This window comes from Streptomyces sp. CB02056 (genome assembly GCF_001905545.1).
Classification (GTDB): Bacteria; Actinomycetota; Actinomycetes; order Streptomycetales; family Streptomycetaceae; genus Kitasatospora.
Map to the genome: position 1 here is coordinate 1 of NZ_LIPD01000018.1, position 24,682 is coordinate 24,682.

The window sequence follows — 24,682 nt, forward strand, 5'->3', positions numbered from 1 at the left end:
ACACCCGCGTTGAGCGGCACGGCAACCACCGGAATAGGGCGGCCCCGCGCACTGCGTCCTCGCTAGTGTTTGTTTCAAAAGGAATCTCCAACCCCAGGAAACCCTGAGGCCGGGGATGTCAACATATCTGGCGTTGACTTTTGGCACGCTGTTGAGTTCTCAAGGAACGGACGCTTCCTTCGGACCGCCTTCCAGCGGACCCTCCGGGCTTCGTTCTTTCGTGTTTCCAGCTTATCAGATGTTTTCCGCTCCGTTTTCCGGAGTTTCATTCATCGGATTCACTTTCCGCTTTGCCGCCCCGGTCTCCCGCGGCGACTCCGGAACTGTACGGGCACCGGCACGTCACATGCAAATCGCCCCTGCCCGGGCTCCCGGGCAGGGGCGATCAGTGCCGATCAGGGCCGGCCGGAGCCGGCCCGAGCCGGGTCAGCGAACCTCGGTGATCTCCGGGCCGCGCGCGAACGGGTCGAGCGCGGTACCGCCGAAGCGGTTCTCGCCCTCACCGGCGGCGGCGGTCGCCCCGCCACCGTCGGCGACCATCTGGGCGTCCTCGGGAAGCTTCAGGACGATCGGGTCGCGGGGAGCCATCGGGGACTCGCCGCGCACGACGACCGTCTGCCGGAAGACCTGCTCCAGGATCCCGGCCATCTCCGGCTGCACGGCGGCCTGGCCCGAGATCACGCCGCGCAGGAACCAGCGCGGACCGTCGCAGCCGACGAACCGCACCAGCTGCACGCCCTGGGTGCCGTCCGGCAGCTGCACGGGGACCCGGGCGCGGAGGTGCCAGCCGAGCGGGCCCTCCTCCTCCTCGATGAGGCCGCCCTGCGAGGTGATGCCGTTGGCGATCTCCTCCCGGACCTCCCCCCAGATGCCCTCCGACTTCGGGGCCGCGAAGGCCTGGAGCTGGATGGCGCTGTTTCCGAGCACAAGGGTTGCCGCCACGATCGCGTCACCGGCGACCTCGACGCGCAGCTCCATGCCCTCGACGCCGGGGACCAGCAGACCCCCGAGGTCGACGCGCCCCTCCTCGGGGTTCTCCAGCTCGGAGTGGTCCCACGGACCGTCCGGCCGGGGGGCCGGCGGCAGGCCGACCCTGTCGGCCGGGTCCAGCTCGGTCACGTTCTCGCTCTCGGCGGAACCTTCGACGTCATCGGCCGTCTCGTCGGCGCTGATGGCGTCGTCGGCGAGCTGCTCGACAGCGTCCTCGCTCTTCTGGCGACGACGGAACACGGTCACTGCCCTTCCCGGTCCAAGACCGATGCGAATGCCTGCTCGGCTTCCTGCGAGGCCGCGGGCATGCTAGACCGCGGCATGGCCGCCGGTCGACCCGAACCCGCCCTCGGCGCGTGCCGACCCAGGCAGCTCCTCCACCTCGTGGAAACGGGCCTTCTCGACCTGCTGGATCACCAGCTGGGCGATTCGGTCCCCTCGGCGGAAGCTGACCCCCTCGCGCGGGTCCAGATTGACGACGATCACCTTGATCTCTCCACGGTACCCGGCATCGACCGTCCCCGGGGCGTTCACGAGGGCAACACCGCAACGAGCTGCCAGGCCCGACCGGGGGTGGACGAAGGCCGCGTAGCCGTCCGGCAGGGCGATGGCGATGCCGGTGGGCAGCATGACCCGCTCGCCGGGGGCCAGCTCCGCGTCGACGGTGGTGCGCAGGTCGGCACCGGCGTCCCCGGGCTGCGCGTAGGCGGGCAGCGGCAGCTCGGGGTCGATGCGCTTGATCAGGACGTCCAGCTGCGGGCGGGGGGTGTCGCTCAAGGGTTCACCTCAAAGGCTCGTGCGCGCTTCATCAGATCCGGGTCGTCGAGGACCTTCTCGATGTCCTCGGGACGACCGTGCGTGGTGAAGTGTTCCAGCTTTACCTGGATGAAGAGGGCCTGGGACCGGACGGCGACCGGCCCGTCCGGTCCGCCGATCCGCGCCTCCGCGGCGCTGTAGATCTTGCGGCCGTGCACGCCGGTGATCCAGGCGCGCAGGTGCAGCACCGAGTCGACGGGCACCGGGCTGAGGAAGTCGGTCTCCAGCCGGCCGGTCACGGCGGGGGCGTGCAGCAGCCAGTTGAGCGTGCCGAGGGTCTCGTCCATGGCGGTGGTCAGCAGGCCGCCGTGGGCCAGGCCGGGGCCGCCCTGGTGGGCGTCGCGGACGGCGAACTCGGCGGTGACGTCGAGTCCCTCGCCGGCGACCGCGTCGATCCGCAGGCCGCCGGGGTGCTGCGGGCCGCAGCCGAAGCAGTGCTCGTAGTGGGAGCCGAGCCGGGTGCCGGGGGCGGGCGCCTGGGGGTGGCGCTCCGGCAGGACGGCGTCCGGCGGCGGGGTGGTCGGGGACGGCGGTATGGCGGGCGCCGGCCGGTCGGTGGGGGTGCTGGGGGCTGTCGTACCGGTCACGGGGCCCCAGCCTACCCAGGGGTAGCGGGCCTCCGGTGGGGGTGGCGTCCCGGGCCGGACGTCAGGGCGACCACAATGGAGGCATGTACGACGAACGCCTCACGGTGCCGCGCTCCTGGTGGCTGCTCCCGATCGCGCTGGGTCTCACGTTCGCGCTGATCCTGATCCGGGTCAGCGGTCCGGCCGCGCTGATCGGACTGGTGGTCGGCATCGCCGCCGGCGCGGTCGCGATCAGCAGCTACGGCTCGGCCCGCATCCGCGTGGTCCAGGGCTCCCTGGTGGCCGGCCCGGCCCGGATCCCGGTGGACGCGCTCGGCGACGCGCAGGCGCTGAGCCCCGCCGAGGCGGCGGCCTGGCGCGGCCGGAAGGCCGATCCGCGCGCCTTCATGCTGCTGCGCAGCTACGTCCCGACGGCGCTGCGGGTCGAGGTGACCGATCCGACCGACCCGACGCCGTACCTCTACCTGTCGACCCGCTCGCCGATGAAGCTGGCGGAGGCGCTGGAGGACGCCCGGCGCGGCGCCCGCACCTGAGGCGGACCGGGCCGGGCCGCGAGGCGGTCGGGCCCGGACACGAGCCGGACGGAAGAGGCCGGACAAACGGAGAGGGACGGTTCCGCTGCTGCGGGACCGTCCCTACGACTTTGTCCTGACCGGTCGACCGGCCGACTCCGTCCTCCCGGGCCCGTCCAGACGGACGGTGCCCGGACCTGCCGTCCGGCCCCGCTGCCCGGGGCCGGAAGGAGCGGTGTACCGGTCCCGCGGGCGCAGCCGCGGGCACCGGGTCCTGTCCGCCGCGGTGCTCAGGCGCCGCAGTCCCGGCAGATCGGGTTGCCGTTCTTCTCGCTGTAGAGCTGGCTGCGGTGGTGCACGAGGAAGCAGCTCATGCAGGTGAACTCGTCCGCCTGCTTCGGCAGGACACGGACGGCGAGCTCCTCGTTCGAGAGGTCGGCACCGGGGAGCTCCATGCCCTCGGCGGCGTCGAACTCGTCGACGTCGACAGAGCTGCCGCCCTTGTCGTTCCGCCGAGCCTTGAGCTCCTCGATGCTGTCTTCGTTGAGCTCGTCGTCGGTCTTGCGTGGGGTGTCGTAGTCGGTTGCCATTTTTCGCTCTCCCCCTCCGGGTTGTGCGGTGTGTGCGGTATCTCCAGCGCACGTAACGCATGGGAGGTCGGTCTTGTGCCCGACCCGAGGCGGAGATTTTGCCTTACTTCAAGCCCTGTTACTCAATCGACACTCAGCCCGGGCTCCATCGGGGTGATCCCCAGGGCTGTGGAAGGCCTCACGCTGGGCCATCACCAGCCTTCCGGGGACCCGGTAAACCGACCACGCACAGTGAGCACAATCGGTGTGGATGTCTGGGGAATCCCTTGTCCATCAGGGATGCCGACCGATTCCGCGGACCGACCGGTGACCGGAATCCGGTCACGGACGGCGATCGACACCCCTGATCAGGTGATCACTCTCCGGGGTTGCCCGGAATCGTGGAGCGACACGGTGTGAGCTTGGTCACGTTCAGAATCATCCAGGGCAAACCGCGGGAAATCCACCCACTCCGACCGCTCGGTCCAGCATCTCAGCCGGCGTTCTTCCGGGCCTCCCGGCGTGCCAGCAGGGCCGCCTGGCGCTCCTCGAACTTCCGGGCCTGGCCGTCCAGCCCGTCGAGGAAGACGCCCAGCTCGTTCTGCGCCAGCAGGCCCTCCGGGCCGAGCCCGCCGATCTCCATCACCTTGAGGTGGCGCAGCACCGGCTGGAGCACGTCGTCGTGGTGGATGCGCAGGTTGTACACCCCGCCGAGGGCGATCTGCGCGGCGGCGCGCTCGAAGCCGGGGATGCCGTGGCCGGGCATCCGGAAGTCGGTGACCACGTCGGCGACGGCCCGCATGGCCTGGTCCGGGGCGATCTCCAGGGCGGCCTTCAGCAGGTTCCGGTAGAAGACCATGTGCAGGTTCTCGTCGTTGGCGATCTTCGCCAGCAGCTGCTCGCACAGCGGGTCGCCGGCGTACCTGCCGGTGTTGCGGTGCGCGATGCGGGTGGCGAGCTCCTGGAAGGCCACGTACGCGACGGAGTGCAGCATGCTGTGCGCGTTGTCGGACTCGAAGCCCTCCGACATGTGGCTCATCCGGGCCCGCTCCAGCTCCACCGGGTCGACCGCGCGGGTGGCGAGCAGGTAGTCGCGAATGGCTATTCCGTGCCGGCCCTCCTCGGCCGTCCAGCGGTGCACCCAGGTGCCCCAGGCGCCCTCGCGGCCGAACATGGTCGCGATCTCGTGGTGGTAGCTGGGCAGGTTGTCCTCGGTCAGCAGGTTGACCACCAGCGACACCCGGCCGACCGGGGTCACCTTGGAGTGCTCCAGCGACCAGGCCTCGCCGCCCAGCACGCCGTCGAAGTCGCGGCCCTGGCTCCACGGGACGAACTCGTGCGGCATCCACTCCTTCGCCACGCCCAGGTGGCGGTTGAGCTCCTTCTCGACGACCTCTTCGAGGGCGAGGATCAGCCGCGCGTCGGTCCAGCCGCTCGCGACGAGCGGGGAGCTGCTCTGCACAGGGGCGATGGTCACGGTGGTGCTCCTGAGGGGACGGCACGCGCTGGGACGGGCGCGCTGGACGGGGACACGTCGTGGACCCGTCGGCGGGGCGCCGACGGACTCACCTACGGTTGCGTAGGTTACGACACCGTAAGTTGCTCGGGCCGGAAAAGACAAGCCGCCCCCGCCAGGCCTTATGTCGTCTTGACGGGCCTGGCGGGGGCGGCTGGAAACGGTCGCCCGTGGAAGGGGCGTTCGACCCTTACGGCGAGGGGATGCGGACCCTCATGGTGAGGCCGCCGCCGGCGCGCGGCGTGGCCTCGATGGTGCCGCCGTGGGCGCGCACCACCGAGCGGACGATGGACAGGCCGAGCCCGACCCCCTTGTCGCTGCGGGTGCGGTCGGCGCCCTTGACCCGGCGGAACGGCTCGAAGATGTGCTCCAGCTCGTACCCGGGCACCACCGGGCCGGTGTTGGAGACCACCAGCTCGCCGCCGCCGGGCACCGCGGTGGTGGCCAGCTCGACCCAGCCGCCCGGGGTGTTGTACCGGACGGCGTTCTGCAGCAGGTTGAGCGCGAGCCGCTCCAGCAGCACGCCGTTGCCGGCGGCCATCGCCGGATCGAGCTTCGAACGCAGCTCGACCTCGCGCTTGTCGGCCTCGCCCCGGGTCTGCTCCAGCGCCCGGGTGGCCACCTCGGACAGCTCCACCGGGCGCCGGTCGGTCAGCTCGTTCTCGCTGCGGGCGAGCAGCAGCAGGCCCTCGACGAGCTGCTCGCTGCGCTCGTTGGTGGCCAGCAGGGTCCTCCCCAGCTGCTGGAGGTCGGAGGAGGTCGCCGGGTCGGAGAGCTGGACCTCCAGCAGGGTGCGGTTGATCGCCAGCGGGGTGCGCAGCTCGTGCGAGGCGTTGGCGACGAAGCGGCGCTGGGAGTCGAAGGAGCGGTCCAGCCGGTCCAGCATGCCGTCGAAGGTGTCGGCGAGCTCCTTGAGCTCGTCGTCCGGGCCGTCCAGCTCGATCCGGCGGTGCAGGTCGGAGGAGGCCACGTCGCGGGCGGTGCGGGTGATCCGGCCGAGCGGGCGCAGGACCCGGCCGGCCATCGCGTAGCCCGCCGCGAAGGCGATCACGGCGAGGCAGAGCAGCATGGTCAGCGACTTGCGCAGCAGGGTGTTGAGCGCGGAGTCGGAGCGCGCCAGGAAGTCGGCGGCCTGCAACTGGTTGTAGCTCGTGCTGTTCATCGTGGAGTGGACGCCGTCCGGGCCGGTGACCTGGATGCTGCCGTCGAAGACCAGGTTGCGCGGTGCCAGGTACGAGACGGCGTCCTGGAAGAACACGTACATCAGCAGCAGCAGCACCACGCCGGCCATCAGGAACATCCCGCCGTAGAGCAGGGTGAGGCGCATCCGGATGGTGGGGCGGAAGGGGAACCAGGCGAGCATGCCGTCGCCGGGGACGTAGGGCCCGGGGCGGTGGACGCGCGGCGGGGTCAGGGGCTTCGGCGGGACGGCACGCGGGCCGCCGGCGGGCGCGCCGGAGGCCCCGCCGGCCGGGGGCGGGGTGGTCATGATGGTCCTCTCGGGGCGTCCGCCGGGGCGGGCGCTTACGGCGGGGAGTCTCGGGGTGGGCGGACTCCGGTCGTCAGATCCGGTAGCCGGAGCCCGGCACGGTGACGATCACCGGCGGGTCCCCGAGCTTGCGGCGCAGCGTCATCACGGTGACGCGCACGACGTTGGTGAACGGGTCGGTGTGCTCGTCCCAGGCCTTCTCCAGGAGCTGCTCGGCGGAGACGACGGCACCGCCGGCCCGCATCAGCACCTCCAGGACGGCGAACTCCTTGGGGGCGAGCTGGACGGTGCGCCCGTCGCGGATCACCTCGCGCCGGCCGGGGTCGACCGAGATGCCGGCCCGTTCCAGCACCGGGGGCAGCGGGATGGTCGCGCGGCGGCCCAGCGCCCTTACCCGGGCGACGAGTTCGCTGAAGGCGAACGGCTTCGGAAGGTAGTCGTCCGCGCCGATCTCCAGGCCCTCGACCCGGTCGCTGATGTCGCCGGAGGCGGTCAGCATGATCACCCGGGTGGCCAGGCCCTGCTCGACCACCTTGCGGCAGACGTCGTCCCCGTGGACCAGCGGAAGATCGCGGTCCAGGACGACGACGTCGTAGTCGTTGACCGCGATGCGCTGGAGCGCGGCCTCCCCGTCGTACACAACGTCGACGGCCATCGCCTCGCGGCGCAGACCGGTCGCGACGGCCTCTGCAAGCAGCTGCTCGTCCTCGACGACGAGAACCCGCACGGTCGTTGTCCCTTCTCCAGGCCGGCCCCGGAAGCGGACGCACGGCTCCGACGGTGCCTCCATCCTGCCTGGTCGAGCGGTAAAGCAGCGATAAGCTGCCCCTCGGGCACGGAACCCGGGTCCGCGGCGGTCACTGTTCGCATCCGCACCACTCCGCTTGGACTGTGACACGGGCAACTTTCTCGCGCCGAAAGGTTTCCCCGCCCTGGGGGCGGGGAGGACAGCTGCACACCCGCGATCTGGCTGACGGCCGATCGCACCCACCCGCCGTGCGTTCATCCGCGCCGGCCCTGGGGCTGGGACATCACCGGGAGCGGCCGAAGGGCCGTCTCCGCACCCGTCCGGACTGCCACCACCTTCCGGCCTGGGTGCTTTCACCGGCTGGACCTTCCCCGGGGCGGAGAGCGCACGACCGTGCACGTCCGACACAGTAAGGGGGCCCGTATGGACGCCTTCAAGGCCGGAATCCTGCAGCGCATAGCCAACGCCGAGCAGGACCTGCACCGCGCGATCGAGGCCGGGGACGAGTTCCTCGCCGAGGTGGAGCAGTCCGAGCTGGACGACCTCCGCCGACTCGCCGCCGAGCACGGCGTGGACACGGTGCTGGAGCGCCACCGCACCGCTGCCTGACCCGTCCGGCACACCGACCCGTCGCCGGACCTCCGGCACCAGCGGCCCTACGGGGGCCGTGCGAAACCCAGGCCCTGGCATCCCCCGTATGTCAGGGCTCTTCGCATGCCCGGGGGCCTTCGCCCCGGGCCCGTCGCACGTCCGGGCCGTCCCGCCGCCGGGTTCCGGCGGCGGGACGGCGGAACCGGTCAGTCCGCCCAGGCACGCAGCGCGGCCAGCCGCTCCTGGAGCGGCTGGTACACGCCCGGAGCGGCGGCCACGGTCAGCTCGCCGTCCGGCCCGTGCCCGGGCCGGCCGCCGACCAGGGCGCCGGCCTCGGTGGCGATCAGGCAGCCGGCCGCCCGGTCCCAGGGGGCCAGGCCGCGCTCGTAGTAGCCGTCCAGCCGCCCGGCGGCGACGTCGCACAGGTCCACCGCGGCCGCCCCGCCCCGGCGGATGTCCCGCACCTCCGGCATCAGCGCCAGCAGCACCTCGGCCTGCCGGACCCGCACCGGCTGGACGTAGTTGAAGCCGGTGGCGATCAGCGCCTGGCCCCAGGGCGGGGCCGGGCGGGCCGAGAGCGGGCGGCCGTCGAGGCGGGCGCCGCGGCCCAGGACGGCGTGGAACAGCTCGCCGCGGGCCGGCGCGTACACCACGCCGACGACCGCCCGGCCGTCCACCTCGGCGGCCACGCTGACCGCCCAGGAAGGCAGCCCGTAAAGGTAGTTGACCGTTCCGTCGAGCGGGTCCACGACCCAGCGGACCCCGCTGGTGCCCGGCCGCTCGGCGCCCTCCTCGCCCAGGTAGCCGTCCTCGGGGCGGCGGTCGGTGATCAGCTCCAGGACGAGCTTCTCGGAGGCGAGGTCCATCTCGGTGACCACGTCGACCGGACTGCTCTTGGTACCGGCCACGCCGAGGTCGGCCGGGCGGCCGTCGCGCAGCAGGGCGCCGGCCTGCCGGGCCGCGTCCAGGGCGACCTCCAGCAGGTCGTCGAGGAGGCCGTCGTCGGGCAGGGCGGGGGTGGGCACGGGGGTTCTCCTCCGGGGCGACGGGACGAGCGGGACGGGCAGGACGGGCGGGACGGGTGGAGCGGGCGGGACGGGCGGTCAGCGCTCGGCGACGGCCGGGCGCGGGGCCCGCGGGTTGGGGCAGCAGGCCACCGCGCACACGTCGTGGCTGGGGCCGAGGGCGCCCAGGGCGCAGCGGGTCGCCGGCTCGCCGCGCTCGGTGGCGGCGCGCTCCAGGACGAGCTCGCGCACGGCGGCGGTGAACCGGGGGTCGGCGCCGACGGTGGCGGCGCGGGAGACCGGCAGGCCGATCTCCGCGGCCTTGGCGACGGCCTCGGTGTCGAGGTCGTACTTGACCTCCATGTGGTCGGAGACGAAGCCGATCGGGACCATCACCACGGCGGGCGCGCCGTCGGCGTGCTGGGCCTCCAGGTGGTCGCAGATGTCGGGTTCCAGCCACGGGATGTGCGGGGCCCCGCTGCGGCTCTGGTACACCAGCTCCCACGGCCGGTCGGCCACGCCGGTGCGCTCGGCCAGCGCGGCGGCGATCAGCCGGGCCACGTCCAGGTGCTGGGCGACGTACGCGCCGCCGGGCTCGCCGCGGGCCGGGTCGTCCGGGGCGCCGGAGGACTCGGCCATGGAGTGCGGGATGGAGTGGGTGGTGAACGCCAGCCGGGCGCCGGCGCGGACGGCCTCGGGCAGCTCGTCCAGGGCGGCCAGGGCGGCGTCGACCATCGGCTCGACGAAGCCCGGGTGGTTGTAGAAGTGCCGCAGCTTGTCGACCCGCAGGGCGGGCCCGCCCTCCTCGGCGAGCGCGGCCAGCGCGTCGGCCAGGTTCTCCCGGTACTGGCGGCAGCCCGAGTAGCCGGCGTACGCGCTGGTGGCGAGCACGGCGATCCGGCGGTGCCCGTCGGCGGCCAGCTCCCGCAGGGTGTCGACCAGGTAGGGCGCCCAGTTCCGGTTGCCCCAGTAGACCGGGAGGTCCAGCCCGTGCTCGGCGAAGTCCTCGCGCAGCGCGGCGAGCAGCTCGCGGTTCTGCCCGTTGATCGGGCTGACCCCGCCGAACATGAAGTAGTGCTTGCCCACCTCCTTCAGCCGCTCCTTGGGGATGCCGCGGCCGCGGGTGACGTTCTCCAGGAACGGGACGACGTCCTCGGGGCCCTCGGGCCCGCCGAAGGACAGCAGCAGCAAGGCGTCGTACGGGGCGGCGCCGGACGGGGAGGGTTTGCGCGCGTCGGACATGGAACCGATCCTGCCACTGAGGGACCGGGCACCGTCGCCGGGGCCGCGCGAGTGCCCGGAAAATACCGTTTGCCAACGTACGTAAGCTGTGTTTGCCAGCCTTGTTCCTTACTCCCCCGCCCGGAGCTCCCGTGCTGTCCAGCTACCGCCAGATATTCGCCTCCCCCGGCACTCTGGCCTTCTCCACCACCGGCTTCGTCTCCCGACTGCCGATCTCCATGACCGGGATCGGCATCGTGACCATGCTGTCCCAGCTCCGGGGCTCCTACGGGGTCGCCGGCCTGGTCTCGGCCTGCCTCGCGGTCTCCGCCGCGATCCTCGGCCCGCAGGTCTCCCGGCTGGTGGACCGGCACGGCCAGCGCAGGATCATCGTCCCCGCCATGGCGCTCACCATCGTCGCCGTCACCGGCCTGCTGCTCTGCGCCCGGCTGGAGGCCCCGGACTGGACGCTGTTCGTCTTCGCCGCCGGCATGGGCGTGATGCCGAGCACCGGCGCGATGGTCCGCGCCCGCTGGGCCCACCTCTACCGCGAGGACACCGGCAAGCTGCACACCGCCTACTCCTTCGAGGCCGTGGTCGACGAGGTCTGCTTCATCGTCGGCCCGATCCTCTCCATCGGCCTCGCCACCTCCGTCTTCCCCGAGGCCGGCGTGCTGCTCGCCGGGATCTTCCTCGCCGTCGGCGTCCTGCTGTTCGCCGGGCAGCGCTCCACCGAGCCGCCGGTCCATCCGGCCGCCCGGCAGGAGGGCGGCTCGGTCATCCTCAACCGCGGCCTCCAGACGCTGATCCTGACCTTCGTCGCCACCGGCGCGATCTTCGGCTCGGTCGAGGTGGTCACCGTCGCCTACGCCGAGGCCCAGGGCCACAAGTCGATCTCCAGTGTGATCCTCGCCCTGTGGGCGCTCGGATCCTGCCTGGCCGGGGTCGTCTTCGGCACCCTCAAGCTCACCGGCTCGATGGCGGTCCGCTTCCTCGTCGGCGTCCTGTTCATGGCCGTCAGCATGGTGCCGCTGCTGCTGGTCGCCCACGCGGTGCACGGCATCGGCGGGCTGGTCGTGGTCGGAGCCGCGCTGCTGGTCGCCGGCATCGCCATCTCCCCCACCCTGATCACCGCGATGGCCCTGGTCGAGCGGCTCGTCCCGGCCGCCCAGCTGACCGAGGGCATGACCTGGACCACCACCGGCCTGGCCCTCGGCGTCGCGGCCGGCTCCTCGGCCGGCGGCTGGGTGATCGACGCCTCCGGCGCCGCCGCGGGCTACTGGGTGCCGCTGGCCGCCGGCCTGCTCGGAGTGGTCGCCGCCCTCGCCGGCCTCGGCCGGCTGCGCGCCGGCCTGACCGCCGAAGCCGGCGCCGGGACGGCCGCCGAAGGGGCCGGACGGACCGTAGACGCCGAACGGTGAACTGACTAGCCTCGCCCTACCCACGGGGCTACCCATGGGTAGGGCGGCTGCGCCGCCCCGGACCGCGCCGAACCCGTTCGGCCACGGAGCAGGAGGCAGCGCAATGCCCCAGGCCAGTACCGCGACCCCCACCCGGTGGACCAACTGGGCCGGCAACCAGAGCGCCCGGCCCGCCCGGGCCGCCGCCCCCGGCACCGTGGAGGAGCTGGCCAGGGAGATCCAGCGGGCCGCCGAACAGGGCCGCACCGTCAAGGCCGTCGGATCCGGCCACTCCTTCACCTCGATCGCCTCCGCCGACGACGGCGTCCAGATCCGCCCGCACGCGCTCACCGCCGTCCGCGAGATCGACCGCGAGGCCGGCACCATCACCGTCGAATCCGGCCTCCCGCTGCACCGGCTCAACCGCGTCCTCGCCACCGAGGGCCTCTCGCTGACCAACATGGGCGACATCGAGGTCCAGACCGTGGCCGGCGCCACCAGCACCGGCACCCACGGCACCGGCCGCGACTCCGGCTCGCTGGCCGCCCAGATCCGCGCGCTGGAGATCGTCCTCGCCGACGGCACCGTCCGGCACTGCTCCCCCACCGAGAACCCCCGGCTCTTCCAGGGCGCCCGGCTCGGCCTCGGCGCCCTCGGCGTGATCACCGCGCTCACCTTCGGCGTCGAACCGGCCTTCCTGCTCACCGCGCACGAGCAGCCGATGGGCTTCGACGAGGTGCTGGAGCGCCTGGACGACCTCACCGCCGTCAACGAGCACTTCGAGTTCTACTGGTTCCCGCACACCGACCGCTGCTCCACCAAGCGCAACAACCGCAGCCAGGGGCCGGCCGCCCCGCTGCCCCGGTTCAAGGAGTGGCTGGAGGACGACTTCCTCTCCAACACCGTCTGGGAGGGGGCTTGCCGGGTCGGCCGGCGCTTCCCCGGCTCGATCCCCTCGATCGCCTCGCTGGCCAGCCGGGCCTGGTCCGAGCGCAGCTTCACCGACACCGCGTACAAGGTGTTCACCAGCCCGCGCAAGGTCCGCTTCGTGGAGATGGAGTACGCGGTGCCGCGCGCGGCCGTCGGCGAGGTGCTGCGCGAGCTGAAGTCCCTGGTCGAGCGCTCCGACTGGAAGGTCGGCTTCCCGGTCGAGGTGCGCTTCGCCCCCGCCGACGACCTCTGGCTCTCCACCGCCTCCGGCCGGGACAGCGCCTACATCGCCGTCCACCTCTACCGGGGCACCGCCGACCAGGGCTACTTCACCGGCGTGGAACAGCTGATGACCGCCCATCAGGGACGGCCCCACTGGGGCAAGCTGCACACCCGCGACGCCGCCTACCTGGCCGACGTCTACCCGCACTTCGGCGACTTCACCGCACTGCGCGACGAGGTCGACCCGCGGCGGCTGTTCGGCAACGACTACCTGCGCCGGGTGCTGGGCGACTAGGGCGTCGCCGCGTTGTTCCCGTCGGCCGGCGGCGGGGCCACCGGCGCCTTCGCCGGTTCGTTCGCCGGGGCGCTGTTCGGCGCCGTCGGCTGCGGGGTCGCTCCGCCGGTGGGCTTCCCGCCGCCCGCCGACGGGGAGGCGCCGGCCGACGGGGTCGCGGTCGGGCCGGCCGAGGGCGAGCCCGTCCCCGCGCCGGTGCTCGGCGTGTCGACCGGCTCCCGGCCCGGCCGGGTGGTCGACGGGGCGGAGGCGCCGCCGGAGGGCGCGTTGTCCTGCCCCTGCTTCCCGTTCCCGCCCGGGGACGGCCGCTCCGGCGGGGCGTCCTGTTGCCGGGAGGACTTGGGCGCCACCGAGCCGCCGAAGGACGTGCCGTTGCCGGACTCGCCCTTGACCGTCGCCGACACCGGCTGCCCGGTGGCCAGTTCGAACACCACGATCGGCGTCATCGCCAGCACGAAGACCAGCCCGGACACCGCCGCGTACGTCTTCCAGCCCCACCGGCGACGCGCCCGGACCACCTGCGGCTCGTTCCACTCCGAGGTGATCACCGGCGGCTGCACCCGCGTCTGCGGCAGCTCGGACTCGACCGGCACCTGGCGCAGGGTGTTGGCGGCCTGGTTCGGCCCCCGGTCCACCGCCTCGCGCAGCTGCTCGCCGGTCCGCTTGAAGATGTGCTGGAACACCGCGCCGCCGGTGGTGGCCCCGATGCTCACCACGGCGGCGCCCAGGATCGTGCCGTACACCCCCAGTTCGGAGGCCAGCAGCGCACCCACCACCGTGGCCAGCGCACTCGCCGCGACCTGAGCCACACTCAGATCGATGCGCCTGCGCTCCTCCTTGGCCTTGCCGCCCTCCTCGGCGGGGCTCCGCTCCGGCATCAACATCCCTCGGTCCCTACGGCTGTTCTTCGTACAAGGCTCTCCATCTTGCCCAAAGAAGGACACAAGGGACGAAAATGCGGTTCTCGGCGCCCGGATTGTGTGAAGATGATCACCGTCCGTCCGGCGGTGGTCCGCCATCGGGGGAGCACGCTCTTGAGATTCCCGTGAATCGCGGGAGACTTGAGCGGCGAGCCGCCCCTGTGGATGCCACGAATGGAGTACTGTTCGTAAAGCCCGAGCCTTGGGTCGACTTGTCGACTGCGCCCCCACCGGCAGCTTGACAAGGAGACACGGACCGGGCACGCACGGCGACGCCCGTCCCGGATCGTCGCGTTCACTGCGCGTGCGAGGACGGCCGGGACACCCAGGCGCGACGTCAACCGATGGCGTGGCAAAAAGGCAACCGTGCCACAGCGGCGTGCGCGGGCGTAAGCCCGACACGCCGGGGAACTCAGCAAGGTTGTGGCCAGTCGCGAGTGGGCAGGCCACACTCAGTACGGGAGCAGCGACGCAGGTGACGTCGGCAGGCACCACCCGGGAGGTAACCGTGCCCGAACTGCGGGTTGTGGCCGTCAGCAACGACGGCACACGGCTGGTGCTCAAGGCTGCCGACAGCACGGAGTACACCCTTCCCATCGACGAACGGCTACGCGCCGCCATCCGTGGCGACCGGCCGCGCCTCGGCCAGATCGAGATCGAGGTCGAGAGCCACCTCCGCCCCCGGGACATCCAGGCGCGGATACGAGCCGGTGCCTCCGCGGAGGAGGTCGCCCAGGCCGCCGGGATCTCCGTCGACCGCGTCCGCCGCTTCGAGGGCCCGGTGCTCGCCGAGCGCGCCTTCATGGCCGAGCGCGCCCGCAAGACCGCCATCCGCCGCAACGGCGAGTCCCCCGGCCCGCAGCTCGGCGAGGCCGTCGCCGAGCGGCTCGCGCTGCGCGGCGCCGAGAAGGAGACCGAGCGCTGGGACTCCTGGCGGCGCGACGACGGCACCTGGGAGGTCATCCTCTCCTACCGGGCCGACGGCGAGGGCCGCAGCGCCTCCTGGACGTACGACCCGCCCCGGCGCCTGGTCCAGCCCAACGACGACGAGGCCCGCGCGCTGATCGGCGAGAACGTCGAGCGCGAGGAGGAGTCGGTCTTCCCGTTCATCCCGCGGATCGCCCGGCTCCCCCAGGACCGGCCGCCCCGCCCGATGATCGACCGGCCCTCGGCCGACCGCATCATGTCGTCCCGCGAGGTCCGCGAGTCGCGGGAGGCCACCGCCGACGCCCGGGACTCGCTGACCAGCCTGCTCGACGTGGTCCCCGCCTTCCGCGGCGACCTCGCCGTCGGCGCCCCCGCCCCGATCGAGCCGGTGCCCGCCGAGGTCGCCGAGGAGACCGAGGAGTCGGCCGCGGCAGCCGCCGCCCCGGCGGTCGGCGCGGGCTCGGCCTACGCCGACATCCTGATGCCGCGCGCCGTCGCCCCGCACCGCGAGCGCCTGGTCGGCACCACCGACCGGCAGGCCGAGGCGGACGGCGTCCGGCCCGGTCGCCGGGCCACCGTGCCCAGCTGGGACGAGATCGTCTTCGGCAGCCGGCGCAAGAAGCAGGAGTAGCGACGCCGAAGGGGCGGGAGGCCCGGCCTCCCGCCCCTTCGGCATGCCCGGGGAGATCAGCCCGGCTGGTCGGTGACCGCCACCGGCCGCGCCCCGTCGCTCGACCACTCGCTCCACGAACCCGGGTACAGCGCGGCCGGCAGGCCCGCCACCTCCAGCGCCAGGACCTGGTGCGCCGCCGTCACGCCCGAGCCGCAGTACACCGCCGTCTCCCGCTCCCCCGCGCCCAGCCCACGGAACCGGGCGGCCAGCTCGGCGGCCGGCCGGAACCGGCCGTCCGGGCCCACGTTGTCGGCCGTCGGCGCCGAGACCGCGCCCGGGATGTGCCCGGCCCGCGGGTCCACCGGCTCGGTCTCGCCCCGGTAGCGCTCCCCGGACCGGGCGTCCAGCAGCAGGCCGCGGCGGGCCCAGGCCGCGGCGCCGTCCCCGTCCACCGTCGGCAGCTGCCCCGGCACCGGCTTGAAGTCGCCCTCGCCGGACTCCGGCAGCTCGGCCGTCACCGGCAGCCCGGCCGCCTGCCAGGCCGCGAAGCCGCCGTCCAGCACCCGGACGTCCCGGTGCCCGGCCCAGCGCAGCAGCCACCAGGCCCGGGCCGCCGCCATCGAGGCCGCGCCGTCGTACACCACGACCGGGCGCCCCGCGCTCACCCCGAAGCGGCGCATCGCCGCGCCGAACTCCTCCGGGTCCGGCAGCGGGTGGCGCCCGCCCCGGCCGGGGGCGCCGGGCGGGGCCGCCAGGTCCCGGTCCAGCTCCACGAAGTGGGCGCCGGGCAGGTGGCCGGCCCGGTACTCCTCGGCCGCGGTCGGGCCGCCCGGTGCGGCACCGACCAGCTGGTAGCGCACGTCCAGCAGCACCGGCGGCAGCGCGGAGGCCAGCGCCTCCCGCAGCCCGGCCGCGGAGATCAGCGGGGAACCGTCGTTGTAGGTGGTGGTCATGGCGGCCATTGTCGCGCAGCGCCGCCCCGGCGGCGGGTGATCGGGATTCCCGCCGCCCCCGGACCCGACGGAATCCGACGCGAATCCGGCGGGAAACCGCGGGACACGCCCGACCCGTCGCTCTTTGTGGGGTCTTTGCCGGACTTTCCGCGCGGCCCGAGGGTTGGGCGCCCGCCAGGGTGGAAGCATCACCCTCGCGCGCGAGGATTTCCGTGCGCCAACCACCCACGAGGAGGCCCGCATTGCCCGCGGTGGAACTCCGACTGGCCCAGGGCACGCCCTGCTGGGTCAGCCTGCTGACCGACGACCTGCCCGGCGCCCGCGCCTTCTACGGCGCCCTGCTCGGCTGGACGTACACGCCCGGGCCCGGCCAGCTCGGCGACTACGTCCGGGCCGAGCTCGACGGGGCACCGGTGGCCGGCCTCGGCGTCTCCACCGCCACCGGCTTCCCGGTGCAGTGGACCACCTACTTCGCCGTGGACGACGCCGACCGCACCGCCCAACTGGTCCGCGAGTGCGGCGGAACCGTCGCCGTCGGGCCGCTCCAGGCCGAGCGCGCCGGGCGGATGGCCATCGCCGCCGACGTCTCCGGCGCGGTCTTCGGCCTCTGGCAGGGCGAGGAGCACCTCGGCCGGGAGGCCGGCCGCGAACCGGGCGCCCCGGCCTGGGCCGAACTGCTCACCCCCGACGCGGAGGGCGCCGCCGGCTTCTACTCCACCATCCTCGACCGCCCGGTCCGCTCCGGCCCGGAGGAGACCGCGCTGCTGGTGAACGGGCGGCCGGTCGCCGGCATCCGGCACCGCGCCGAGCTGCGCGGCCACCCGCCGCGCTGGCGCACCCACTTCGTGGTCCGCGACGCCGAACTGACCGCCCGGCACACCCTCGGACTCGGCGGCCGGGTCCTGGTCGAACCGCACGACACCGCCCGCGGCCGCGCCGCCCGGCTGGCCGACCCGCAGGGCGGGCACTTCTCCGTCCTGGAGGTGCTTCCCTAGGGCCCCGGCTCTCAGGCCTGCTGCTCCTCGAAGGGCAGCACGTCCGGGGAGAGCACCGAGGCGTGCGCCGTCGCGGCGGTCAGCCGGCGGCGGTGGTGGCGGCGGCACAGCACCTCGTAGCCGACCTCGTCCCGGTCCACCGAGATGTCGCCGATCACCACCTGGGCGCCCTCGACCACCATCACCCCGCCGACCGTCCGGGCGTTGTGGGTGGCCCGCGCGCCGCACCAGCAGAGCGCCTCGACCTGGAGCACCTCCACCCGGTCGGCCAGCTCGATCAGCCGCTGCGAGCCCGGGAACAGCCGGGTGCGGAAGTCGGTGGTGATCCCGAAGGTGTAGACGTCGATGTCCAGTTCGTCCACCACCCGGGCCAGCTGGTCGACCTGCTCGGCGGCGAAGAACTGGGCCTCGTCGCAGATCAGGTAGTCCACCCGGCCGCCGGCCGACAGCCGGTGCACCACGTGCGCGTGGAAGTCGAAGTCGTCCGTCACCTCGACCGCGTCGGCGCGCAGGCCCAGCCGGCTGGAGATCGTCGCCGCGCCCGCCCGGTCGTTGCGGGTGAGGATCACGCCCTGCCGGCCGCGCGCGGTGTGGTTGTGGTCCATCTGCAGCGCCAGCGTCGACTTGCCGCAGTCCATCGTGCCCGAGAAGAACACCAGTTCAGCCATGGGTGGAGCAAGGGCCTTTCACATCAAGGGAATTCGGGCGCAGAAGAGTCGATCGAGCGGCTCAGCCGCGGACTTCGAGCAGCGGCACGAACTGCTCGACCGGGGTCATCGAACCGTGCAGACCGATCATCGCGGACTCGCCGGGCTCGTTGCGGGAGGCGGTGATCGCGATGTCGTCGCGCGCCGCGGCGACCACGTCGCCGATCCGCGCGTACACCCGCTCGTCCACGGCCGGGCCGAACCAGCCCGCCGCGATCGCCTGGTCCCGGGTGGCCACCCACATCCGGTCGCCCAGCACCTCGCTCCAGACCGCGTGCACGTCGGCCGCGGCCCCCGGCACCGCGTACACGTGCCGGGCCCGGCCCTCGCCGCCGAGCAGGGCGACGCCGGCGCCCAGCTCCCAGTCCTCGTCGAAGTCGATCCGGTCCTCCGGGGCGATGTCGATCATGCCGTGGTCGGCCGTCACGTACATCGCCGAACGCGGCGGCAGCTGCGCGGCCAGCCGGCGGGCCAGCCGGTCCACCGCGTCCAGCGTCATCCGCCACTCGTCCGAGTCCACGCCGAAGCGGTGGCCCGCGCCGTCCAGCTCGCTGACGTACGTGTACACCAGCGCCCGGTCGTGCTCGGCCAGCCAGGAGGCCGCCAGGTCCATCCGCTCCTCGCCCGTGGTGCGGCCGAGGAAGGTGCCGCCGGACAGCGCCACCCTGGTCAGCGGGGTCTGGGCGAACAGCGGGGAGGAGACCTGCGCGGTCGCCACCCCGGCCTGGTGGGTGCGCTCGAAGACCGTCGGGTACGGCTGCCAGGCGTGCGGCTCGGTCGGCGGCTGCCAGCGCAGCTGGTTCATCAGGTAGCCGGCGCCCGGCACCGCCACCGTGTACCCGGCCAGGCCGTGCAGGCCCGGCGGCGTACCGGTGCCGACCGAGGCCAGCGAGGTCGCCGTGGTGGACGGGAAGCCCGCGGTCAGCGGACGGCCGCGGCCCCCCATCGAGCTCCCGGCCAGCGAGGACAGGAACGGCGCGTACTCGGGGTGGCGCAGCAGCAGCTCCCAGCCCAGGCCGTCCACCAGGAACACCACCACCCGGTCCGCCGGGGCGATCGGGAGCGTCGCGGTGAACCCGGGGACGCCCAGCCCCGCCGCCACCGAGGGCAGCAGGTCGCACAGCGAACCACTGCCGTACGGGGGCGCGGGGGCCGTGGCCGGGTCAAGGATCTCGAAGGCGTCGTAGCCGTCGGCAGGAACGAAGGACATGGAACCGGATTCGTAGCGGTGCGGTCGGTCGGAAGCGGCGGAACTCAGACCCGCGGGCCGGTGCTGATCGTCGCGTCGGACAGCGCCCGGGCGAACACCAGCGCCTGGGACACCGTCTCCGGGCCGTCGCCGGCCTCGCTCACCCGCAGGGAGAGGTCGTCGGCCGTGGCCGAGCCGGTGTAGCCGTGGTCGGCCTCGCAGTTCGGGTCCGAACAGCCGGCCGGCTCCAGGTCCAGGCGCTGCACCGCGCCCCAGCCGATCGTCAGCACCACCTCGCGCGGCAGGGTGCCCGGGGTGTACGTCTCCGGGTTCGCCACCATCCGGCTCACCACCACCGAACCGATCCGGTCCAGCCGGACGCTCTCCGTCGAGGTCGTCGCGAACGGCACCGCCGGGCTGCCCTCGGCCCCGGACTGCTCGTCCGTGTGGCTCACCACGAACCGGGTCGGGGTGAGGACCAGCACCGTGACGTGCCGCCGCACCTCGTTGGCGTCGAAGGTCGTCTCCTGGTGCACCAGGTAGGAGCTGATCGGCTCCGGGCCCACCGCGGACTCGACCGCCTCGGACACCAGGGCCGGGTAGTAGCCGCTGCGCTCGATAGCCGAGCGCAGGTCCTGAGTGGTGGTGGTACCGGTCTTCGCCATATCTCCATCCTGGCATGGTCCGCCGACGAAGCGGGCGGCACGGCGCCGAGCTTCGGACAACAGCGCCCGGGCAGGGCGCAACCAAGGAAGGTTACAGCGTGCTCATCGCGCGCGGGCCCAGATCGCTGCGGACCGGCAGCGGCGCCACCCGCACCCGCGCCCCCAGGATCGCCAGTCCGTGCGGGGCCACGACCACCGGTTCGAGATCCACCGAGGCGATCTCCGGCACGTCGTCCACCAGCTGCGACACCCGTAGCAGCAGTTCCTCCAGCGCGTCGGTGTCCACCGACTCGGCGCCGCGCCAGCCGAACAGCAGCGGCGCCGCCCGCACCTCCCGGATCAGCCCGGCGACGTCCTGGTCGGTGGCCGGAACCAGTCGGTGCGCGGTGTCGCCCAGCAGTTCGGCCGGGGCGCCGGCCAGGCCGAAGGAGAGGATCGCGCCGACCGCCGGGTCCACCGTGGCGGCGATCACGGTGTCCACGCCGCGCGGCGCCATCCGCTGGACCACCAGCTCGGCCTGCGCGGCGCCGCCGAGCAGCGCGTCCAGCTCGCGGTGGGCGCGGCGCAGGCCCGCCTCGTCGGTCAGGTCCAGCCGGACGCTGCCCAGGTCGGGGCGGTGGCGCAGGTGCGGGGCGGTCGCCTTGAGGGCCACCGGGTAGCCGAGCGCCGCGGCGGCCGCGACGGCGGCCTCCTCGTCCGGGGCCGCCCGCACCGGCGAGACGTCGATCCCGTAGCGGGCCAGCAGCTCCTGCGCCTCGGCCTCGGACAGGGTGATCCGGGCGCCGCCGGGCTGGGTGCGTGCGGCGACGGCGGCCCGGGTGCTCAGCGCCGCCTCCACCAGCCGGCGGGCGCCGGGCTCGTCGATCCGGTCCAGCTCGGGGACGCGCGCCGTCTCCTCCGCCGCGGCCGTGCGGCGGCGCCACTGCGCGTAGTGCACGGCGTGGGCGAGGGCGTGCACAGCCCGCTCGGGCGCCGCGTACGCGGGGATGCCGCCGGGGCGCAGCCGGACCGGCAGGTCGGTCAGCGCCAGGTGGGTGAGCACCAGCGGCTTGCCCAGCTCCCGGGCGCGGCCACCGGCTTCGAGCAGCGCGGCGGCGATCTCCGGGTCGTCCGAGCCCATCGCGGGGTCGTCCTCGCCGGTCAGCCGGCCGCCCATGAAGGCGTGGGCGGAGGTGCCGATCGGCGGGATGGCGACGGCGATCACCGCGTCCACGGCCGGATCGGCGAGCGCGACGTCCAGGGCGATCCGGAAGTTCTCGCCGGTCGCGGCGGTGGTGAGGTCGACGGGCGTGCACGGGCGCAGGCCGGCGCTCAGCAGGGCGTCGTAGGTGAGCAGGCCGAGCGAGTCGGAGTTGCCGACCACCGCGACCCGGTTCCCCGGCGGCAGCGGCTGCTGGGCCAGCAGCTCGCCGGTGTCGTACAGCTCGGTGATGGTCGACACCCGGATGACGCCCGCCTGCTCGAACAGCGCGTCCACGGTGGCGTCGCGCAGGCCGGTGGCGGTGGCGGGGACGGCGTGGCCGGGCGGCAGGCTGCCGGTGTGCCGGGCGCCCTTGACCACCACGACCGGCTTGACGGCGGCCAGCCGGCGGGCGATCCGGGTGAACTTGCGCGGGTTGCCGAAGGACTCCAGGTACAGCAGCACCACCTGGGTGGCCTCGTCCTCGGCCCAGTACTGGAGGAAGTCGTTGCCGGAGACGTCGGAACGGTTGCCGACCGAGGCGAAGGAGGAGACGCCGAGGCCGCGCTTGTGGGAGGCCTCCAGCAGGGCCACGCCGATCGCGCCGGACTGGCAGAAGATCCCGAAGCCGCCGCGGCCGGGCAGGCGCGGGGCGAGCGAGGCGTTCAGCGGGCGCCCGGGGTCGGTGTTGATCAGGCCGAAGGCGTTCGGGCCGATCACCCGCATGCCGGCCGCGCGGGCCTGGCGGACCAGCGCGCGCTGCCGGTCCCGGCCCTCCGGGCCGGTCTCCGCGTAGCCGGCGGTGACCACCACCAGGCCCTGCACCCCGTGGGCGCCGCACTCGGCGACGGCGGCCGGGACGGCGCCCTCGGGGACGGCGATCACCGCGAGGTCCACCGGCCCTGGAATGTCCAGAATCGAACGGTGGACCGGGACGCCGTCCAGCTCGGTGCCGGGCGCGGCGTTGCGGTTCACCGCGTACACCGGGCGGTCGGCCGGGGCCTCGTCCCCCAGCAGGTCGCGCAGGATGGCCCGGCCGACGGTCTGCGGGGTGCGGGAGACCCCGATCACCGCCACCGAGCGCGGGGTGAGCAGGCGCTGCACCGAGCGCGCCTCGGCGCGGTGCTCGCGGGCGCGCATCACGGCGAGCGAGCGGTCGGTCTGCTCCAGGTCGAACTCCAGGTGCACCACGCCGTCGGCGAAGCTGCGGTGCTGGGTGTAGCCGGCGTCCGTGAAGACCTTCACCATCTTCCGGTTCTCCGGCAGCACTTCGGCCTGGAAGCGGCGGATGCCGCGCTCCTGCGCGACCGCCGCGATGTGCTCCAGCAGGGCGGAGGCCACGCCGCGGCCCTGGTGGGCGTCCTGCACCAGGAAGGCCACCTCGGCGTCGGTGCCGGTCTCGGAGGGGCGCCCCTCCGCGTCGATCCGGTCGTACCGGACGGTGGCGATGAAGCGGTCCCGGACCACCACCGCGAGGCCCACCCGGTTCACGAAGTCGTGGTGGGTGAAGCGGCGGACGTCCTTGTCGGAGAGCCGCGGATAGGGGGCGAAGAACCGGAAGTACTTGGACTGGTCCGACACCTGCCCGTAGAACTCCACGAGCCGTCCGGCGTCGTCGGGGGTGATCGGCCGGATCCGGGCCGTACCTCCGTCACGCAGCAGGATGTCCGCTTCCCAGTGCTGCGGATAGTCGGGTTGCGCGGGCTTCGCCACCGCGGGGTCTTCCACATTCGTCAGGTTATCCGGCGGCGAGCCGAATGGCGCCGGGCGCGTGCTCACGGCAGGGTGGACAGGGCCGTCGACCGGGGTTTATGCCCCGAAAAGAAACAATCACAAGTCCTGAACGCTGCGGTTCCCAGGGGCCGCCTGCGTGCAACACTGGTCTAGACAACATGGCCGTTTCCCCCCGCTCACCGAGCACGGCCGTGACCAGCTTCACCGGAAAGGCACGTCTCATGGCTGAGCGCCGCGTCACCATCGGTTGGGCCGAGGGCCTGCACGCCCGTCCCGCCTCCGTCTTCGTCCGGGCCGTCACGGCCACCGGCGTGCCGATCACCATCGCCAAGCCGGGCGGCAACCCGGTCAACGCCGCCTCCATGCTCGGCCTCCTCGGCCTGGGCGCCCAGGGCGGCGACGAGGTCATCCTCGCCTCCGACGCCGAGAACGCCGACGACGCGCTCGACCGCCTCGCCAAGCTCGTCTCCGAGGGCCTCGACGAGCTCCCCGCCGCGGCCTGAGCCTCGCAGCACGCACCCGATCGGGGTGCCGCCGGATTCCGGCGGCACCCCGATCGGCTTTCCGGCCGCCGTGCTCCGGCCGGCCTGGTCAGCCCTTGACGCAGACGACCTGCTTGAGGTGCGCGACCACCTCGACGAGGTCCTTCTGCTGCTCGATGACCTTCTCGATGTTCTTGTAGGCGCCCGGGATCTCGTCCACCACGCCGCCGTCCTTGCGGCACTCCACGCCCTTGGTCTGCTCGACCAGGTCCTGGGTGGTGAACCGCTTCTTCGCGGCGTTGCGGCTCATCTTGCGGCCGGCGCCGTGCGAGGCCGAGTTGAACGACGACGCGTTGCCCAGGCCGCGGACGATGTAGGAACCCGTCCCCATCGAGCCGGGGATGATCCCGAGATCGCCGGAGCCGGCCCGGATCGCGCCCTTGCGGGTCACCAGCAGGTCGACGCCGTCGTACCGCTCCTCCGACACGTAGTTGTGGTGGCAGCTGATGACCTCGTCGAAGGTCACCCCGGCCTTGGTGAACTCCCGACGGACGACGTCCTGGAAGAGCGCCATCATCAGCGCGCGGTTGAGCTTCGCGTACTCCTGGGCCCAGAACAGGTCCTGCCGGTAGGCACCCATCTCCGGGGTCTTCGCGAGGAAGACCGCGAGGTCCTGGTCGATCAGGCCCTGGTTGTGCGGCAGCGAGCGGGCGACGCCCATGTGGTGCTCGGCCAGCTCCTTGCCGATGTTGCGCGATCCGGAGTGCAGCATCAGCCAGACCGCATCAGTCGTATCAACGCACAGTTCTATGAAGTGATTTCCTCCGCCGAGCGTCGCCATCTGCTGCATCGCCCGCCCGCGCCGCCACTTGACGTCCTCCGCGATGCCGTCGAAGCGCTGCCAGAAGTCGTCCCAGCCCGCCGTGCGGAAGCCGTGCAGCTTGGACGGGTCCACCGGGTCGCTGTGCAGGCCGCGGCCGACCGGGATGGCCCGCTCGATCTCGCGGCGCAGGCCGGAGAGGTCGTCCGGGAGGTCCTCGGCGGTGAGCGAGGTCTTCACCGCGCTCATCCCGCAGCCGATGTCGACGCCGACGGCCGCCGGGCAGACCGCGTCCTTCATGGCGATGACGGAGCCGACCGTCGCGCCCTTGCCCAGGTGGACGTCGGGCATCACGGCGAGGCCGTGCAGCCAGGGCAGCGAGCTGATGTTGCGCAGCTGCTGGAGGGCCTGGCCCTCGACGGTGGCCGGGTCGGTCCACATCCGGATCGGGACGCGGACGCCGGGTACCTCGGTGTACGACATGGGTGAACGACCTCCAGGGGTCGGGTGGTTCGGGGAAGGTGGTGCCGCGCGAGGAATCCCGGCGCGGCTCGGGGAAGTTCAGGGGGGTGGGGCTCAGGCGCCCGGGGCGACGGTGCAGGGGGAA

General features: G+C 73.2%; 23 protein-coding genes. 7 read left to right on the forward strand and 16 right to left on the reverse strand.

The genetic code is table 11. The features are described 5' to 3' along the window. Window positions 1-426 precede the first annotated feature (426 nt). The 3 genes from AMK13_RS35030 to AMK13_RS35040 form a co-directional block, all read right to left on the reverse strand. Window positions 427-1,230 (reverse strand): DUF3710 domain-containing protein, encoded by an 804-nt coding sequence (locus tag AMK13_RS35030; RefSeq protein ID WP_049657098.1) that lies wholly within the window; start codon window positions 1,228-1,230, stop codon window positions 427-429. A 69-nt stretch (window positions 1,231-1,299) separates the two neighbouring features. After that, entirely contained in the window at window positions 1,300-1,767 is a 468-nt protein-coding gene (gene dut / locus AMK13_RS35035; protein WP_049657091.1) for a dUTP diphosphatase, read from the reverse strand. Continuing rightward, window positions 1,764-2,342 carry a PaaI family thioesterase gene (locus AMK13_RS35040; protein WP_049657100.1) on the reverse strand — a complete coding sequence of 193 codons (579 nt, stop codon included), beginning with the start codon at window positions 2,340-2,342 and terminating at the stop codon, window positions 1,764-1,766. Before AMK13_RS35040 ends, dut begins: the two co-directional genes overlap by 4 nt. Window positions 2,343-2,476: 134 nt before the next feature. Between AMK13_RS35040 and AMK13_RS35045 the strand changes: the two genes are divergently transcribed. After that, complete coding sequence (locus tag AMK13_RS35045) at window positions 2,477-2,926, forward strand: DUF3093 domain-containing protein (RefSeq protein WP_049657093.1); 450 nt, start codon at window positions 2,477-2,479, stop codon at window positions 2,924-2,926. A gap of 269 nt (window positions 2,927-3,195) precedes the next feature. On the opposite strand, the gene AMK13_RS35050 is transcribed toward AMK13_RS35045, so the two are convergent. The 4 genes from AMK13_RS35050 to AMK13_RS35065 all read right to left on the reverse strand — a co-directional run bounded on the left by AMK13_RS35050 (window position 3,196) and on the right by AMK13_RS35065 (window position 7,206). Further along, a complete protein-coding gene (locus AMK13_RS35050; RefSeq protein WP_030285479.1) occupies window positions 3,196-3,495 on the reverse strand; it encodes a DUF4193 domain-containing protein in 300 nt (99 codons plus the stop codon). Window positions 3,496-3,967: 472 nt separating this feature from the next. Beyond that, window positions 3,968-4,951, reverse strand: a complete 984-nt coding sequence (locus tag AMK13_RS35055) for an acyl-ACP desaturase (protein WP_074005648.1) — start codon at window positions 4,949-4,951, stop codon at window positions 3,968-3,970. A 229-nt stretch (window positions 4,952-5,180) separates the two neighbouring features. After that, complete coding sequence (locus AMK13_RS35060) at window positions 5,181-6,479, reverse strand: sensor histidine kinase (protein WP_074005649.1); 1,299 nt, start codon at window positions 6,477-6,479, stop codon at window positions 5,181-5,183. Between the two features lie 73 nt (window positions 6,480-6,552). Then, window positions 6,553-7,206, reverse strand: a complete 654-nt coding sequence (locus AMK13_RS35065) for a response regulator transcription factor (protein WP_049657097.1) — start codon at window positions 7,204-7,206, stop codon at window positions 6,553-6,555. Window positions 7,207-7,650: 444 nt separating this feature from the next. On the opposite strand from AMK13_RS35065, the gene AMK13_RS35070 reads away from it, so the two are divergent. After that, window positions 7,651-7,836: a hypothetical protein gene (locus tag AMK13_RS35070; RefSeq protein ID WP_030057688.1), complete on the forward strand. Its 186-nt coding sequence runs from the start codon at window positions 7,651-7,653 to the stop codon at window positions 7,834-7,836. A 188-nt stretch (window positions 7,837-8,024) separates the two neighbouring features. Here the strand turns inward: AMK13_RS35070 and AMK13_RS35075 are convergent, their stop codons facing one another. Continuing rightward, on the reverse strand, window positions 8,025-8,843 hold the full coding sequence (locus tag AMK13_RS35075; protein ID WP_079272792.1) for an inositol monophosphatase family protein: 819 nt from the start codon (window positions 8,841-8,843) through the stop codon (window positions 8,025-8,027). Window positions 8,844-8,921: 78 nt separating this feature from the next. Continuing rightward, a complete protein-coding gene (locus AMK13_RS35080) occupies window positions 8,922-10,064 on the reverse strand; it encodes a ferrochelatase (RefSeq protein ID WP_074005650.1) in 1,143 nt (380 codons plus the stop codon). Between the two features lie 131 nt (window positions 10,065-10,195). Here AMK13_RS35080 and AMK13_RS35085 point away from each other — a divergent pair, with 131 nt between their 5' ends. Further along, entirely contained in the window at window positions 10,196-11,464 is a 1,269-nt protein-coding gene (locus AMK13_RS35085; protein ID WP_074005651.1) for an MFS transporter, read from the forward strand. A 103-nt stretch (window positions 11,465-11,567) separates the two neighbouring features. After that, on the forward strand, window positions 11,568-12,890 hold the full coding sequence (locus AMK13_RS35090) for a D-arabinono-1,4-lactone oxidase (protein WP_074005652.1): 1,323 nt from the start codon (window positions 11,568-11,570) through the stop codon (window positions 12,888-12,890). Here AMK13_RS35090 and AMK13_RS35095 read toward each other — a convergent pair. Continuing rightward, window positions 12,887-13,768 carry a hypothetical protein gene (locus AMK13_RS35095; protein WP_074005653.1) on the reverse strand — a complete coding sequence of 294 codons (882 nt, stop codon included), beginning with the start codon at window positions 13,766-13,768 and terminating at the stop codon, window positions 12,887-12,889. The genes AMK13_RS35090 and AMK13_RS35095 overlap by 4 nt on opposite strands. A 517-nt stretch (window positions 13,769-14,285) precedes the next feature. Between AMK13_RS35095 and sepH the strand changes: the two genes are divergently transcribed. Beyond that, the gene (sepH, locus tag AMK13_RS35100; protein ID WP_074005654.1) at window positions 14,286-15,368 is read left to right on the forward strand and encodes a septation protein SepH; all 1,083 of its coding nucleotides are present in this window, start codon (window positions 14,286-14,288) and stop codon (window positions 15,366-15,368) included. Between the two features lie 56 nt (window positions 15,369-15,424). Here the strand turns inward: sepH and AMK13_RS35105 are convergent, their stop codons facing one another. After that, complete coding sequence (locus AMK13_RS35105; RefSeq protein WP_107418948.1) at window positions 15,425-16,303, reverse strand: sulfurtransferase; 879 nt, start codon at window positions 16,301-16,303, stop codon at window positions 15,425-15,427. Window positions 16,304-16,554: 251 nt separating this feature from the next. Between AMK13_RS35105 and AMK13_RS35110 the strand changes: the two genes are divergently transcribed. Continuing rightward, entirely contained in the window at window positions 16,555-17,298 is a 744-nt protein-coding gene (locus tag AMK13_RS35110) for a VOC family protein (RefSeq protein ID WP_338016380.1), read from the forward strand. 11 nt (window positions 17,299-17,309) lie between these two features. Here AMK13_RS35110 and AMK13_RS35115 read toward each other — a convergent pair whose 3' ends face one another. The 4 genes from AMK13_RS35115 to AMK13_RS35130 form a co-directional block, all read right to left on the reverse strand. After that, window positions 17,310-17,966 (reverse strand): thymidine kinase, encoded by a 657-nt coding sequence (locus tag AMK13_RS35115; protein ID WP_074005657.1) that lies wholly within the window; start codon window positions 17,964-17,966, stop codon window positions 17,310-17,312. Window positions 17,967-18,027: 61 nt separating this feature from the next. Beyond that, on the reverse strand, window positions 18,028-19,215 hold the full coding sequence (locus AMK13_RS35120) for an alkaline phosphatase family protein (RefSeq protein ID WP_074005658.1): 1,188 nt from the start codon (window positions 19,213-19,215) through the stop codon (window positions 18,028-18,030). 44 nt (window positions 19,216-19,259) lie between these two features. Then, a complete protein-coding gene (locus AMK13_RS35125; protein WP_049653318.1) occupies window positions 19,260-19,859 on the reverse strand; it encodes a DUF5998 family protein in 600 nt (199 codons plus the stop codon). A gap of 91 nt (window positions 19,860-19,950) precedes the next feature. Continuing rightward, window positions 19,951-22,767 carry a bifunctional acetate--CoA ligase family protein/GNAT family N-acetyltransferase gene (locus AMK13_RS35130; RefSeq protein WP_241853168.1) on the reverse strand — a complete coding sequence of 939 codons (2,817 nt, stop codon included), beginning with the start codon at window positions 22,765-22,767 and terminating at the stop codon, window positions 19,951-19,953. Window positions 22,768-22,994: 227 nt separating this feature from the next. Between AMK13_RS35130 and AMK13_RS35135 the strand changes: the two genes are divergently transcribed. Continuing rightward, window positions 22,995-23,276, forward strand: coding sequence for an HPr family phosphocarrier protein (locus tag AMK13_RS35135; protein WP_049653316.1), 282 nt, complete (start codon window positions 22,995-22,997; stop codon window positions 23,274-23,276). 88 nt (window positions 23,277-23,364) lie between these two features. On the opposite strand, the gene AMK13_RS35140 is transcribed toward AMK13_RS35135, so the two are convergent. Next, window positions 23,365-24,558 carry an RtcB family protein gene (locus AMK13_RS35140; protein ID WP_074005660.1) on the reverse strand — a complete coding sequence of 398 codons (1,194 nt, stop codon included), beginning with the start codon at window positions 24,556-24,558 and terminating at the stop codon, window positions 23,365-23,367. Window positions 24,559-24,682 lie beyond the last annotated feature (124 nt).

Coding starts and splice junctions, on each gene's coding strand:
- AMK13_RS35045 (WP_049657093.1), top strand. CDS start 2,477: ATGTACGACGAACGCCTCACGGTGCCGCGCTCCTGGTGGCTGCTCCCG.
- AMK13_RS35050 (WP_030285479.1), bottom strand. CDS start 3,495: ATGGCAACCGACTACGACACCCCACGCAAGACCGACGACGAGCTCAAC.
- AMK13_RS35060 (WP_074005649.1), bottom strand. CDS start 6,479: ATGACCACCCCGCCCCCGGCCGGCGGGGCCTCCGGCGCGCCCGCCGGC.
- AMK13_RS35070 (WP_030057688.1), top strand. CDS start 7,651: ATGGACGCCTTCAAGGCCGGAATCCTGCAGCGCATAGCCAACGCCGAG.
- AMK13_RS35080 (WP_074005650.1), bottom strand. CDS start 10,064: ATGTCCGACGCGCGCAAACCCTCCCCGTCCGGCGCCGCCCCGTACGAC.
- AMK13_RS35090 (WP_074005652.1), top strand. CDS start 11,568: ATGCCCCAGGCCAGTACCGCGACCCCCACCCGGTGGACCAACTGGGCC.
- AMK13_RS35095 (WP_074005653.1), bottom strand. CDS start 13,768: ATGCCGGAGCGGAGCCCCGCCGAGGAGGGCGGCAAGGCCAAGGAGGAG.
- AMK13_RS35105 (WP_107418948.1), bottom strand. CDS start 16,303: ATGACCACCACCTACAACGACGGTTCCCCGCTGATCTCCGCGGCCGGG.
- AMK13_RS35115 (WP_074005657.1), bottom strand. CDS start 17,966: ATGGCTGAACTGGTGTTCTTCTCGGGCACGATGGACTGCGGCAAGTCG.
- AMK13_RS35120 (WP_074005658.1), bottom strand. CDS start 19,215: ATGTCCTTCGTTCCTGCCGACGGCTACGACGCCTTCGAGATCCTTGAC.
- AMK13_RS35125 (WP_049653318.1), bottom strand. CDS start 19,859: ATGGCGAAGACCGGTACCACCACCACTCAGGACCTGCGCTCGGCTATC.
- AMK13_RS35135 (WP_049653316.1), top strand. CDS start 22,995: ATGGCTGAGCGCCGCGTCACCATCGGTTGGGCCGAGGGCCTGCACGCC.
- AMK13_RS35140 (WP_074005660.1), bottom strand. CDS start 24,558: ATGTCGTACACCGAGGTACCCGGCGTCCGCGTCCCGATCCGGATGTGG.